The organism is Halopiger xanaduensis SH-6 (genome assembly GCF_000217715.1).
GTDB lineage: Archaea > Halobacteriota > Halobacteria > Halobacteriales > Natrialbaceae > Halopiger > Halopiger xanaduensis.
Window position 1 is genome coordinate 1,195,184 of sequence record NC_015666.1, and the last position, 13,005, is coordinate 1,208,188.

Annotated in this window: 10 protein-coding genes and 1 tRNA gene; 5 read left to right on the top strand and 6 right to left on the bottom strand. The window is 66.4% G+C overall.

From position 1 onward, the window contains the following. The first annotated feature begins 308 nt into the window (after positions 1-308). The 3 genes from HALXA_RS05910 (at position 309) to HALXA_RS05920 (ending at position 5,151) form a co-directional block, all read left to right on the top strand. Entirely contained in the window at positions 309-3,383 is a 3,075-nt protein-coding gene (locus HALXA_RS05910) for an FAD-binding and (Fe-S)-binding domain-containing protein (RefSeq protein WP_013879400.1), read from the top strand. 193 nt (positions 3,384-3,576) lie between these two features. After that, complete coding sequence (locus HALXA_RS05915) at positions 3,577-3,969, top strand: hypothetical protein (RefSeq protein WP_013879401.1); 393 nt, start codon at positions 3,577-3,579, stop codon at positions 3,967-3,969. Between the two features lie 114 nt (positions 3,970-4,083). After that, a complete protein-coding gene (locus tag HALXA_RS05920) occupies positions 4,084-5,151 on the top strand; it encodes an anthranilate phosphoribosyltransferase (RefSeq protein ID WP_013879402.1) in 1,068 nt (355 codons plus the stop codon). A 55-nt stretch (positions 5,152-5,206) separates the two neighbouring features. Here the strand turns inward: HALXA_RS05920 and HALXA_RS05925 are convergent, their stop codons facing one another. The 3 genes from HALXA_RS05925 to HALXA_RS05935 all read right to left on the bottom strand — a co-directional run bounded on the left by HALXA_RS05925 (position 5,207) and on the right by HALXA_RS05935 (position 6,574). Next, entirely contained in the window at positions 5,207-5,590 is a 384-nt protein-coding gene (locus HALXA_RS05925; protein ID WP_013879403.1) for a hypothetical protein, read from the bottom strand. A 191-nt stretch (positions 5,591-5,781) separates the two neighbouring features. After that, positions 5,782-5,855 (bottom strand) — tRNA-Ile (locus HALXA_RS05930). A gap of 68 nt (positions 5,856-5,923) precedes the next feature. Beyond that, positions 5,924-6,574: an FxsA family protein gene (locus HALXA_RS05935; protein WP_013879404.1), complete on the bottom strand. Its 651-nt coding sequence runs from the start codon at positions 6,572-6,574 to the stop codon at positions 5,924-5,926. A 158-nt stretch (positions 6,575-6,732) separates the two neighbouring features. On the opposite strand from HALXA_RS05935, the gene HALXA_RS05940 reads away from it, so the two are divergent. Then, the gene (locus HALXA_RS05940; RefSeq protein WP_013879405.1) at positions 6,733-8,412 is read left to right on the top strand and encodes a DUF255 domain-containing protein; all 1,680 of its coding nucleotides are present in this window, start codon (positions 6,733-6,735) and stop codon (positions 8,410-8,412) included. Positions 8,413-8,491: 79 nt separating this feature from the next. Then, on the top strand, positions 8,492-9,295 hold the full coding sequence (locus HALXA_RS05945) for a TrmB family transcriptional regulator (protein ID WP_013879406.1): 804 nt from the start codon (positions 8,492-8,494) through the stop codon (positions 9,293-9,295). A gap of 8 nt (positions 9,296-9,303) precedes the next feature. Here HALXA_RS05945 and mptA read toward each other — a convergent pair whose 3' ends face one another. The 3 genes from mptA to HALXA_RS05960 form a co-directional block, all read right to left on the bottom strand. Then, positions 9,304-10,239, bottom strand: a complete 936-nt coding sequence (mptA, locus tag HALXA_RS05950; RefSeq protein WP_013879407.1) for a GTP cyclohydrolase MptA — start codon at positions 10,237-10,239, stop codon at positions 9,304-9,306. Between the two features lie 419 nt (positions 10,240-10,658). Continuing rightward, complete coding sequence (locus tag HALXA_RS05955) at positions 10,659-11,432, bottom strand: hypothetical protein (RefSeq protein WP_013879408.1); 774 nt, start codon at positions 11,430-11,432, stop codon at positions 10,659-10,661. A 284-nt stretch (positions 11,433-11,716) separates the two neighbouring features. Then, positions 11,717-12,970, bottom strand: coding sequence for a tRNA (N(6)-L-threonylcarbamoyladenosine(37)-C(2))-methylthiotransferase (locus HALXA_RS05960; RefSeq protein WP_013879409.1), 1,254 nt, complete (start codon positions 12,968-12,970; stop codon positions 11,717-11,719). Positions 12,971-13,005: the final 35 nt, after the last annotated feature.

Below are 13,005 nucleotides of genomic sequence, written 5' to 3' on the forward strand. Positions count from 1 at the left end.
TGTGGTCAGCCGGACCTTCTCCCGGCGCCGGGTGCCTGACCCGCACCGAGTTCCCGTACAACCCAACCTGTTAGGCATGCCGCTTGTGTCCGGAGGCGTGCTAACAGCCATCACCGTCCGCACCAGCGGACGGCACCCCGAGTCCGGAGTCACACATGGTATTCGTCGGGGCATCCTCGTGCAGGCGTTGCCTCCCGGCATTCACCCGGCGATCGATTCCCCCCGTCGGTCGCCGCCACCCCTGCCCTTGCCCCTTGCTCGAGTCCGAGAGGGTCGATGCTTTTACGCTCCGCACCCAAGAGGCGGGTATGTCGCTGGAGCCGAGCGCCGATCCGGCCGCCGATCGGCGAGCGAACTACGATTACCGGAGCGACGACGTCGATCGTCCGGCGCTGGTCGACGACCTGGAACGGCTCGTCGACTGCGAGGTACGGGCCGACTCCTACTCGCGCCAGCTGTACGCGACCGACGCGAGCGCCTACGAGGTGACGCCGATCGCCGTCGCCTTCCCCGAGTCGACGGCCGACGTCGCCGGCATTCTCGAGTACTGCGCCGAGCGACGAATCCCGGTGCTTCCGCGGGGCGGGGGAACGAGCCTGGCGGGCCAGACGGTCAACCGCGCCGTCGTGCTCGATTTCACCCGGCACATGAACGAGATCCTCGAGATCGATCCCGAGGACCGGACGGCGACCGTCCAGCCCGGGACGATCCTCGGGACGCTCAACGAGGCGCTTTCGCCCCACGACGTCAAGTTCGCGCCCGACCCCGCGTGGGGCGACAAGAGCGCCATCGGCGGCGCCATCGGGAACAACTCGACGGGGTCGCACTCCCTGAAGTACGGAAAGACGGACGCCTACATCGAGTCCGCGGAGGTCGTCCTCGCCGACGGCACCGTCACCGAGTTCGGCGAGGTCACGCTCGAGGAAATCGACGCCCGCGCCGATCCCGACGGTGACCTCGAGGGGCGGATCTACGCCGAAGTGAACCGGATCCTCGAGGAGGAATCCGACCTGATCGAGGAAACGTATCCCGATCTGAAGCGCAACGTGTCGGGATACAACCTCGATCGGCTGGTTGCCGAAGCCCGCGGTGAAGAACTGCCGGGCGGCGAAGATACCGGCGAACCGGGCACTGTTAATCTTGCGCGCCTGCTGGCCGGCAGCGAGGGCACGCTGGCGATCGTCACCGAGGTCACCGTCTCCCTCGAGCCGGTGCCCGAGACGAAGGCCGTCTCCCTGCTCTGTTACCGCGACCTCCACGAGGCGATGGAAGACGTCACGGCGATCCTCGAGCACGATCCCGCGGCGGTTGAGGTCCTCGACGACGTGCTGATCGACCTCGCGCGCGGGACCGCAGAGTTCGGCCCCGTCACCGAAATTCTGCCCGACGGAACCAACGCCGTCCTGCTCGTGGAGTTCTACGCGGAGGATACTGACCACGGCCGCGAGCAGGTGGCGGGGCTGCTGGCTGATCGCTGTCCTGACGCGACCGCCGAAGGTGAACCCGCGGACGACGCGCCACGCACCGACGCCGAAACGCTCGCGATCGACGCGCTCGAGGCCTACGACGAGGCCGAGCGTGCGAAGCTCTGGAAGCTCCGCAAGTCGGGCCTTCCAATCTTGCTCTCGCGGACGACCGACGAGAAGCACATCTCCTTCATCGAGGACACGGCGATCCCGCCCGCGAAGCTGCCGGAGTTCGTCGAGGGGTTCGAGGAAATCCTCGAGGACCACGACACCTACGCCAGCTTCTACGCCCACGCCGGCCCCGGCGTGCTCCACGTCCGGCCGCTCGTGAACACGAAGACCGACGTGGGCCTCGAGCAGCTGTACGGCATCGCGGACGACGTGACCGACCTCGTGGTCGAGTTGGGGGGGAGCGTCTCGGGCGAGCACGGCGACGGCCGGGCCCGAACCCAGTGGAACCGCAAGCTCTACGGCGAACAGCTGTGGGAAACCTTCCAGGACCTCAAAACCGCGTTCGACCCCGACTGGATCCTGAACCCGGGTCAGGTCGTCTTCCGCGAGGAGCACCCGACCGACCTGCGCGAGCACCTCCGGTTCGATTCCGATTACGAGTTCGAGGCCGGTTTCGAACCCGCGCTCGAGTGGGACAACGACAACGGCATGCAGGGCATGGTCGAGCTCTGTCACGGCTGCGGCGGCTGTCGCGGCCAGCAGTCCACGACCGGCGGCGTGATGTGCCCCACGTATCGGGCGAGCCGGGAGGAGATCACGGCCACTCGCGGCCGGGTGAACGCGCTCCGGCAGGCGATGAGCGGCAACTTAGAGCCCGAGGAAGCGTTCAGCGACGAGTTCGTCGAAGAGGTGATGGGGCTGTGTATCGGTTGCAAGGGCTGTTCGATCGACTGCCCGAGCGAGGTCGACATGGCGAAGCTCAAGGCCGAAGTGACCCACGAGTACCACCGGCGCAACGGCGCGACGCTCCGGGATCGACTCTTCGCCAACGTCGCGACGCTCTCGAAACTGGGGAGTCGGTTCGCACCGCTCTCGAACCTCGCGTCGAAGGTACCGGGCGCGCGCAAACTCCTCGAGGCGACGGTCGGGATCGATTCGGATCGGCCACTCCCGACTTTCGCGCAGACGACGTTCCGCGACTGGTTTGAACATCGAGGTGGGTGTCGGATTCCGGAAGTCGAAGCGGACCGCAAGGCGATCCTCTACCCCGACACCTACACCAACTACAGCTATCCCGAGGCCGGCAAGGCCGCAGTTCGGGTGCTCGAGGCCGCGGGCGTGCACGTCGCGCTGCCCGACGATCCGGACCTGTGCGATACCGGCCGCCCGGCGTTCTCGAAGGGCTTCCTCGAGCAGGCCCGCGAGACGGCAGTCGAGAACGTCGAGGCGCTCGCGCCGCGGGTCGCGGACGGCTGGGACGTCGTCGTTATCGAACCCTCTGACGCGGTCATGTTCCAGTCGGACTACCTCGACCTGCTCGACGACGAGGCGGCCGAAACCCTCGCGAGCGGGACCTACGGCGTCTGCGAGTACCTCGATACCTTCCGACTGGACGAGGAAATCGCGTTTGACGCGCCCGCGGAGGCGCTGACCTACCACGGCCACTGCCACCAGAAGTCGACGGCTAAGGACCACCACGCGGTCGGCGTCCTCCGACGCGCGGGATACGCCGTCGACCCGCTCGACTCCGGGTGCTGCGGGATGGCCGGCTCGTTCGGCTACGAAGCCGAACACGCCTCGATGAGCGACGCGATTGCCGACATTCTCTACGAGCAGGTTACGGAGAGCAACGGCGACCGAGTCGTCGCCCCCGGCGCCTCGTGTCGCACCCAACTCGAGCACCGCCCGACGGCCGACGAGAAGCCGCCGACGCCGATCGAGGCGGTCGCCGAGGCGCTCGAGTAACCCTTTCCTCGTCGATCGGGAGCTACCGATTGATCAAATCTCGGACAGCCGCCAGCCGGTATATCAATAGGCTAGTTCAGATTGAGCCGTTGGACTCTGAACGGGTGCAACACGCCTCAACGGGCGGTTCTTCCGAGACAACATGCACTGTTGGCCAGACCGGTTAAGAGCGCACCACCGAAACGAGCAATTCATGTCGAAATCCGACCGCGGTCGAGACAGTCAGCAATCCGAGTGGCGCCTCTACGTCGAGGACGGCGTTCTCATCGCGGAGTTCCCCGAAGGGATGCCCTCCGACCGATCCGAGTACGAGAAGGTCAACGAGCGATTCGAGACCCTGGCCGCGCGGTCGAACGTCCACGCCCACCTCTCGTGGCTGAAGATGGACGCCGCGCTGAACGCCGACGTCTTCGAGAAGGCGCAGGAAGCGGCGGCGGCCGGCCTCGAGTACGACATCACCAAGTGGGTGATGGTCTCCGACGGGATCAAGAGTATGGCGCTCGAGAGCCAGGTCGGCGACATCGAGGGAGTCGAGACGAACACGGCGAACACGTTCGAAGAGGGGATGGACTGGGCGCGGAACTGACCGGTTACTGTCGGGCTGTACTCCTCTCCACAGCTTCATCCGGTAGGCGTGTCGAACGCCCGATACGTCGCCGGAAACGGGACCCTTTTGCAACGCGCGTCCGAACCGCTGCATATGACTCAGACGACGCAGGAGTTCGGCGAGTGGCCGCTCAAGCGGCTGCTGACCGAGGTGGTCGGCTCCGGTCCCAAGTCCGCGGAGGACATGACCCGCGAGCAGGCGCGCGAAGCCCTACAGCGTATCTTCGCCGGCGAACCGGACGAGACGACGCTTGGCGCGTTCTGGCTGGCGAATCGCTGGAAGCGAAACAATCCCGAGGAGCTGGCGGCCTACGCCGACGTCATGCGCGAGGAGTCGGTCATTACGGCCGAGCCGAACGCCAACCCGGTCGACTGCGGCGCGAACTACGACGGGAAGCACACCTCCGCCCTGCTCGGCGTCGGCGCGGGCGTCGTCGCCGCCGCCGCGGGGACGCCGATCGTCGTCCACTCCGGGGATCGGGTTCCGACGCAGAAGGAAACGGCGTACAAGCACGTCCTCGAGGAACTCGGCGTTCGGACCGAGCTCGAGCCCGCGGAAAGCGCCGACATGGTCGACGAGACCGGCTTCGGCTTCTACTACCAGCCCGCGTTCAACCCCGCCGTCCACGACCTGCTCGACCGCCGGGATCAGATGGGCGTGCGCACGTTCATCAACACGATCGAGACCGTTGCCAACCCCGCGAACGCCGACGTCCACCTAGGCTCGTTCTACCACCTCGCGTTCGCGAAGAAGCTGACCGATCTCATCCGGGAGAGCGACGAACTCGAGTACTCGCGAGCGATCTTCTTCCAGGGAATGGAAGGCTACGACGACATCCGGCCCGGCTACACGAAGGTTGCCGAGTGGAACGAGGGCGAAGACCTCGAGGACTACGAGATCGAGACCGCCGAGTACGGGATGGAGATGGAAAACGAGGATCTCGAGGTCGAGAACGTCGCCGCCGAATCGGCGGCGATCACCGAGGAGGTGCTGGCCGGCGAGCGCGAGGACGATTTCGCCGACGCCATCGCGTTAAACGGCGCGCTCCGCATGTACGCCCGGCAGGACGTCGACACGCTCGAGGACGGCCTCGAGCGGGCTCGCGAGGTTATCGCGGACGGCAGCGCCGAAGCGGTGCTCGAGGAGCTGCGCGAGTTCTGAGCCGCTAAGCGATTTTCGTTGGATCCCGGGGGTACGTTCGGAGCGGGAGCGTCGATTACTCGCTCCGGCCGTAGCGAGTGTACTGCAGGAGTACTCCGGGGGCGACGACGCCGACCAGAACGACGAGCCCGAAGACGACTTCGAACGCGACGTCGGTGAACGTCGAGAGCCCGACGAGCAATACCATTGCGAGCAGTACGAAGGTGCCGATCAGCTTGTTTTCGGCGGTCACGATCCCCTCTCGGCCGGCGAGGATCAGCAACGAACCGATGACGACGAGTCCGGTTGCGAGCAGGGCTGCACCGAGCACCGTCGTCGACTCGGCGACGAGTCCGTACGCGAATCCGATGCCGACAAGCACGTACGCGACGGCGAGGACTCCGGTGGTCTTCCCAGGCCCGCCGCTCTCGAGAATTGTTCGATTGCTATCAGAACTCATACTGGTAGCGATGCCAACCAGTCGTATATCACTACTGCTCTCGAGCCGACACAAACACGATCCCGACCATCGACCAGTTTGCCGTGACGGGACCGCTGACTCGCATTCTCGATGTGCGAGGCGCTCGAGAGTGTCGAATTAGCTGCAAAAATACACTCGCGCAGCTCGCGAGTTTGCTCGCCACAGAAGTATGGGCCGACTCGGATTTGAACCGAGAGCCTCCACCTTATCAGAGTGGCGCTCAACCTAATTGAGCTATCGGCCCGCGTTCGCACTCGTTTGTTGTCGGGTCATATGTTTAAGCGTTTCTTTCCGGACCTGCTATGGGAACTGCTACCGAGAGAACCCGTCGCCGTCGTTCGATTCCTCGCTCTCGTCGTCCCCGATATCGATCCGGGTGCCGTCCCCGCTCGAGGGCTCGTCGGTGTCGACGGTGTATGAGTCGCTCCCGAGGTCGTAGGTGCCGTCTGCGCCGCTCGAGCCGCCGGTACCGGGTCCGCCGGGTCCGTTTCCAGGCGAGCCCTGGCCGGGAGTCCCCTGGCCCTGCCCTTGCCCGTCGTTCGGGAACCCGAAGGTCCAGACGCCGCCGCTCGCGAACCCGCCCGTCTTCTTGTCCGCGTAGGGGACGATCACGTAGCGCTTGAGCAGGGCGCGGATCGGCACTCGAGTGAGCGGGACGGCGAGCAGGAACCCGATGAGGTCCGTGACCAGTCCGGGGGTCAGCAGGAACGCTCCGGCGGCGATCAGGAGCCCGCCGTCGAGCAGTTCGTTCGTCGGCGGCTTCCCCTGTGCCAGCGAGCGTTGCATCTTCCCGATCGTCCGTCGGCCTTCGGCGCGAACGAGGAGCATGCCTACGAGCCCCGTCAGGACGACGAGCAGGACCATCCCGACCCACGTGAACCCGCCAAACTGAGTGACGAGGAACCCGAGCAACACCGCGTCGAGGAACGGGATGAGCAACAGCGCCAAGATCCACCGGAGCATGACCGACTCTAGCCGGCGAAGCGTGAAAACCCTTTACTCTCAGTTTCGTTGCACGAACATGCTGTTCGGCGAACGCTGTCCGAATCCACATCTCGAGTCCAGTTCGACCGCCGTGCCGCGAACGAAGACCTTACGCCTGCGACCCACCACCGTCCGGTATGGACGACGACACGACCCGCGTCGAGTGGCGCGAGTGGGGTCAGGACGCTTTCGACGAGGCCGCAGCGGCCGAGGCCCCCGTCTTGCTTTCGCTCACGGCGACGTGGTGCGACCACTGCCACGAGATGGACGCGGAGACCTACGCCGAGCCCCGGATCGCGGCGAACATCAACGACAGCTTCGTGCCGATCCGGGTCGACGTCGATCGCTACCCGCGCGTGCGCGATCGGTACAACATGGGCGGCTTCCCCTCGACCGTCTTCCTCGCGCCGGACGGCAACGTGCTGACCGGCGCCGGCTACCTCGGTGCCGACGGGATGCGCCAGGTGCTCGACAGCGTCCGCACGATGTGGCAAACCAAGGGTAGCGGCGCCGCCCGCGTCCCCCGGCCGCTCCGGGAGGACAACCCGCCGGCCGGCGAGCTCACCGCCGACGTCGAGGCCGCCATGCTCGGCCAGTTCGCAGAGACCTACGACGAGGTCGCCGGGGGCTGGGGCCAGAGCCCGAAGTTCCCGCTGCCCGACGCCCTCGAGTTCGCCTTGAAGCGCGACCGTGAGATGGCGCTGCGTTCGTTCGACGCGGTCAGCGCGAATCTTCTGGACGAGTACGACGGGGGCTTCTATCGCTTCGCCACGGATCGCGATTGGGGCGGCGTCCAGCGCGAGAAGCTGCTGGACTCCAACGGCGCGCTCGTGCGCGCGTTCGCGAACGCCTACCTGCTGACGGGCAAAGACGAGTACCGCGAACCCGCCGAGCGAACGATCGACTTCCTGACGACGACGCTGTGGAACGGCGACGTCGACGCCTTCGCCAACAGTCAGGCTCCCGGCGAGGACGACGCCCACAGCCTCGACGCGACCGACCGGGCGTCGGCCGCGGAGCCGCCGGTCGACGACGGCGTCTTCGCCGGCCCGAACGCGCTGGCTATCGAGGGGCTGCTCACCTACTACGCCTACACCGACGACGAGCGCGCCCGGCGCTACGCCGAGCGCGCGCTCGCGACGCTGCGCGAGGATCTGCTCGCGGAGGGCGTCGTCGCGCACCGGTACACTGCGGACGGGAACGACGCGCCGACGCCGCTACTGACCAACCAGGCCCGCGCCCTCGAGGCGCTGACGACCGCCGCGAGCGTTCTCGACGCCGAGTTCCTCGCGGACGCCCGGCGGGTTGCGGACGCGACGATCGAGCGCCTCCACGACGAGGATTCGTTCGTCGACGGCCCCGCGGAAGGCGTCGGACTGCTCGACCGGCCGCTCCGACCGCTGGACGCCAACGTCGCCTTCGCGGACGCGCTGATCGACCTCGCGGAACTGGCCGCTGGGACCGCCGACGATGACGACGCAGCCGCGGACGCCGACCGCTACCGCCAGTACGCCCGCAAGACGCTCGAGGCCTTCGCCGGCGCGAGCGACCGCTTCGGCGTCCAGATCGCGCGGTACGCGACGGCGGTCTCGAGACTGCTCGAGGGACCGCTCGCCATCCGCGTCGCGGCCGAGCCCGGTTCGGACCTCCACCGTGCGGCGCTCCGGCTGGCGGACCACGAGAAGGTCGTCGTGCCGAACGCGTCAGCCGGGACGCTTGAGGCGGGCACGGCCCGCGTCGAACGCGGCGACCACGTCTCCGAGCCGGCCGAAACTCCGTCGGAGTTGAGCGAGCGCGTGCAGGCCGTTCTCGACTGAGTTGCGCCCGTAATCGGTCCGAACGTTTCCAGTTCAAACCACCATAGCGTTTATATTTCGGCGGCGAATCGCTTCGGACATGGCCAGTCTCCGGGACCTCGGGCTCTCCGAATACGAGGCGCGAGCGTATCGTGCGCTGTTGAATACGGGCCCGACAACCGCTAAGGAGTTGTCACGGGCGAGCGACGTCCCGATGGGACGGATCTACGACGTCCTCAACAGCATCGAACAGTACAGCCTCGTCCGGAGCCAGACCGCGAGCCGGCCGAAGAAGTACGTCGCCGTCGAACCGTCGACTGCGCTCGACCGCCTCCTCGACGACAAGAAGCGCGAACTCGAGGAGAAGGCCGAACAGTACGAGTCGATCGTCGACGACCTCTCGGACGAACTCGACGCCGCGGATCCGGTCGAGGACCAGTTCTGGACCGCCGCGGTCGGCCCCGAGGAGACGACGGACCTCTTACTCGAGCGGCTGGCGGCGGCGGACGACCACATCGTGATGGTCGTGGCGAACCCGGCTCCGCGGCGGGACGTCCAAGCGTTAAGCGAGGACGTCACCGCACAACTCGAGGACGCGCTCGACCGCGGCGTTTCGGTCGACGTTCTGATGACGCGACAGATGGTACCGGCGCTCTCCGAGCGCGTGGGCGAGCGCTACCGGGAGACGTTACAGGCACGCGACGACTTCGACGTCCGGACGAACGAGGACGTGACGGGGACGTTCAACCTCATCGACGACGTCGAGGTCTGCATCCAGGTGCCGAACCCGCTCTCGTCGGGCGAGGCGTTCGGGATGATCGACCTGAAAGATCCGGAGTTCGCGGCAAGCGTCCACGACGAGTTCGTCCCGCGGTGGCAGGAAGCGGAGCCGCTGACCTTCTAATAGCGACGCTAACTCCCGTCGCCGTTGACTTCCTCGCGCAGCGTCTCCATCTCGACGACCCGCTCGGCGTGGGCGTTGTGCTGGTGGATCGACTCGTCGTTGGACTGTTTCATCGTGACGACCGCGTCGTCCTCGAGATGGTCAAATTCCTCGACGACGCCCTCGGCCATCGAGCGCACGCAGTCCTCGACGAACTTCGCGTCCGCGTGGGCCGCGTAAGTCATGTGGTCTTCGTCGGGCCGTTTCGCGAGGTTGTAGATCCGCGCGCTCATCGAGTCGCGGGCGACGTCGATGATGTCGTTCAGGTCGACCTCCGGATCGCCGTTGGCCTCGACGGTCAGCGTCGCGTGCCCGCGCTGGGAGTGGCCCGGTTGGGGCACCTCGTCTAAGAACTCCGTGATCGTCTCCTCGTCGACGCCCAGGTCCTCGAGCGTCTGCTTCGCGCGCGCGGCGGACATCCCCTGCGAGCAGGGACAGACGGTCATGCCCGTCACTTCGGCGCCGATCTCCTCGCGGGTTCCCTCTTCCGTCGCCGTCGCGGCCGCGATGATGTCGACCGTGTGCTGGGTCTCGCGGTCGCTGGCAGGCGTCTGCTCGCGGCGCATGAACTCTGCCTCCATCGAGACCTGCGCCTTCGAGGTGTAGTCGTGCTTCTCGAGGAGCCGCTCGGCGGCGTCCCCGCAGACCTCCTCGACGCGGTAGGCCTCCTCTCGGGTTGCGTCCTCGAGGATCTCGTCGATGACCTCCATGTTGCGGCTCATGTCCGCGCCCTTGCGCCAGGCGGGGAGGTCGACGAAGACCTCGAACTCGGCGGTGAGGACGATCGGGCGCTTGTCCTCGCGGGCGATCTTGACGAGCTTTTCGACGCCGGTGACGCCGACCTGGCTCAGGCCGACGGTGACGTCGGGCGACGTTGCCTGCACGTCCGGAAGCTGGTGACTCATTGGCCGTACTCGGGCCAGCGGCCGATTATGCCTTTCGGAACGAACAGTTTGCCGCCGGTTTGTCGACGTGCACGCCGCGGTGACGGCCGGTAGGAGTGGTCGCGAGACGCGGGGATTCGATGTCCACTCGCCCGTCTCCGCTCAGCCGTACCCCCAACCCACAGCGTCGGTCGCATTTCTTTAAGTACTTCTGGTCACAAGGTGAAGATACGACGGAGACACGCCGTTCTCGAGGCGCAGTTATTCCGGACAGCTACGGCTCGGTCGATCGCTGGATCCGCTCCGAGCCCATCGTCGCTTTAAGTGCCTCTGGTCACAAGGTGGAGCTATGACGGGAGGACGGTCGTTCTCGAGGAATCTACCGGCGAGCCGCCGCTCTCGATACCGTCCGCCGACCCGCGCGCTTTCTGCCGCCCCGATCACGTACCGGGACAGCCGAGTTCGTACCGATCCTCGCTCGGTACCGTCGGCACGTCGATCGAGGCGGGTTCGTCGTACGCCGAATAGCGCATCGTGATCGACGCGGTCGCCGTCTCGTCGTTGCCGGAAACTTCGAACTCGACGCTCGTCTCGAGCGGACGCCCCGTCTCCGCGTCGAGCCAGAGCGTCGTGCTCGCGTCCTCGAGGTTCGGCCCGCCGAAGTCGAATCGGGAGCCGCCGATGCGGCCATCGTCGAAGGCGTCCGCCGGCGGCGAGCCGGTGAGCCGGATCGCCTCCCGGCCGTCGTACGTCTCGGTGCCGTTCCAGTGGAGGTCGCCGTCCTCGAACAGCGAGAGCTGCGAGTGGGCGGGGGTGTCGTCCGGCCAGGGATCGCTTTCGGCTTCGTCTTCGTCCTCGTCGAGTGACTCGACGTGCCAGCCGTCCCACGGCGCCGGACACTGTTCGCGACGCGTGTCGCCCTCGAGATATGACTCGAGGGTCGTCCCGTCGATCGTCGCGTTCGTGTACATCGTTTCGTTCGCGAGGTCGACGGCGCCGAACACGGAGCCGTCGATGTGCTGGTGGTCGGCGGCGACGGATAACTCGCCTTCGTACCGGTAGGTCGCCGTCTCGTCGAGGGCTGCCCGTGCGTCCTCGAGGGCCTCGACGGCGCGCTCGTCTCTCGTCGGGTCGTCGCCGAGGGCGCTACAGCCGGCGAGGGAGACGACGAGGATCAGACTCACCGTCAGTGCGCGGAGGGCGGGGCGGCGCATCGTACTGTTAGCCCGATTACCAGTTCCGGTACAAATAATTGCGGTAGTCCGCTCGAGTCGTGCGGTGATCGTCGGCGACCGACTGCGACCGACCGGATCGTTTCTTTAAGTGCTTCTGGTCACAAGGTAGAGCTATGACGGGAGACCGCCGTTCCCGCGGCGGTGCATTACTGCTGCAACGTAAACTGCTCAGCGGTAGCGCTGATTTCGGTTTCCGTCCAGTACGAACAGAGCTCTACGAAAACGGAAAGCGACTAGGACGTCGCTCAACGGCGCTCCCTTGTCTACACCGGGTCGCCGAACGCGTACATCGTCTCGTGGGCCGTCACCTCGAGGTCGACGAAGTCGCCGGGCTCGAGGCCGTGGTCGCTGGCGTTTTGAACGATGATCTGGCGATACGCCGAGTCGCGACACTTCACGGAGTCGGCGGTGCCCTCCTCGACGACGAGACAGTCCTCGCGGCGTTCGCCGACCATGTCTTCGTAGGCGTCGGCGACGATCTCGCGCTTGAGTTCGCTCATCTCCTTCGAGCGTTCCTTCTTGACCGTGCCGCCCAGCCCCTTCATCTCGGCGGCGTCGGTGCCGGGGCGCTTCGAGAAGCGGGTGACGTTGATCTTCTCCGGGCGCGTCTCGCGCAGGAGCGCCATCGACTGCTCGTGGTCGTGTTCGGTCTCGGTCGGGAAGCCGACGATGAAGTCCGTCGAGAGCGTCCAGTAGTCGAGGCGGTCGTCGAACGTCTCGACGACCTCGACGTACTCCTCGACCTGGTGCTGGCGGCGCATGTCGCCGAGCACGTCGTCGCTGCCCGACTGGACGGGTGCGTGCAGGAAGTCGTAGAGTTCGTCGTGTTCGGCGAAGACCTCCGCGAGTTCTTCGCGGATGCCGTGGACCCCCTTCGGGTTGGCCATCCCCACGCGGACCCGGAAGTCGCCCTCGATCTCGCAGATGCGCTCGAGCAGTTCGTGGAGTTTGCGCTCGCCCGTGTCCCAGCCGTAGACGCCGGTGTCCTGGCCCGTAATCCGGATTTCTTTGGCGCCGGCGTGGATCAGCGCGCGGGCCTTCTCGACGTTTTCCTCGACCGGCGGCGAGTCGATCTTGCCGGTCGCCTCCTTGGTGATGCAGTACGAGCAGTTGGACATGCAGCCCCGTGCGATCGGCAGGATGCCGACGACGCCGTCCAGAATGGGTTCGGCGTCGGGCGTCGTGGTCGGGCACTCGCCGTTCGTGACGGCCTCGGGGACCTCGTCCCAGTGGAGCACCTGGCCGTCGATGTCGGCCGCGCGGAACTCTTCGCCCTGCGCGAGGGCCATGCAGCCGGTGATGAACAGGTCTGCGGTCTCGTCGGCCAGTTCCTCGGCGCGGCGGAGCATGTTCCGCTCGGTCTTCTCGACGACGGTACAGGTGTTGAGGATGGCGACGTCGGCCACCTCGGGGCCGTCGACCCGGTAGTGGCCGGCATCGCGGAGCCGTCGCTCGATCTCGCGGCTCTCGCCGCGATTGGACGTGCAACCGTACGTTTCGATGTGGTACCGGGCCATTCGTCGTTGTCCATTCTCGGGAACGCGAGGCCAAA

Bases quoted from the DNA above. Each gene is read 5' to 3' on its own strand.
- HALXA_RS05955 (WP_013879408.1), bottom strand. From the start codon at position 11,432: ATGCGCCGCCCCGCCCTCCGCGCACTGACGGTGAGTCTGATCCTCGTC.
- HALXA_RS05935 (WP_013879404.1), bottom strand. From the start codon at position 6,574: ATGCTCCGGTGGATCTTGGCGCTGTTGCTCATCCCGTTCCTCGACGCG.
- HALXA_RS05915 (WP_013879401.1), top strand. From the start codon at position 3,577: ATGTCGAAATCCGACCGCGGTCGAGACAGTCAGCAATCCGAGTGGCGC.
- HALXA_RS05940 (WP_013879405.1), top strand. From the start codon at position 6,733: ATGGACGACGACACGACCCGCGTCGAGTGGCGCGAGTGGGGTCAGGAC.
- mptA (WP_013879407.1), bottom strand. From the start codon at position 10,239: ATGAGTCACCAGCTTCCGGACGTGCAGGCAACGTCGCCCGACGTCACC.
- HALXA_RS05945 (WP_013879406.1), top strand. From the start codon at position 8,492: ATGGCCAGTCTCCGGGACCTCGGGCTCTCCGAATACGAGGCGCGAGCG.
- HALXA_RS05925 (WP_013879403.1), bottom strand. From the start codon at position 5,590: ATGAGTTCTGATAGCAATCGAACAATTCTCGAGAGCGGCGGGCCTGGG.
- HALXA_RS05920 (WP_013879402.1), top strand. From the start codon at position 4,084: ATGACTCAGACGACGCAGGAGTTCGGCGAGTGGCCGCTCAAGCGGCTG.
- HALXA_RS05910 (WP_013879400.1), top strand. From the start codon at position 309: ATGTCGCTGGAGCCGAGCGCCGATCCGGCCGCCGATCGGCGAGCGAAC.
- HALXA_RS05960 (WP_013879409.1), bottom strand. From the start codon at position 12,970: ATGGCCCGGTACCACATCGAAACGTACGGTTGCACGTCCAATCGCGGC.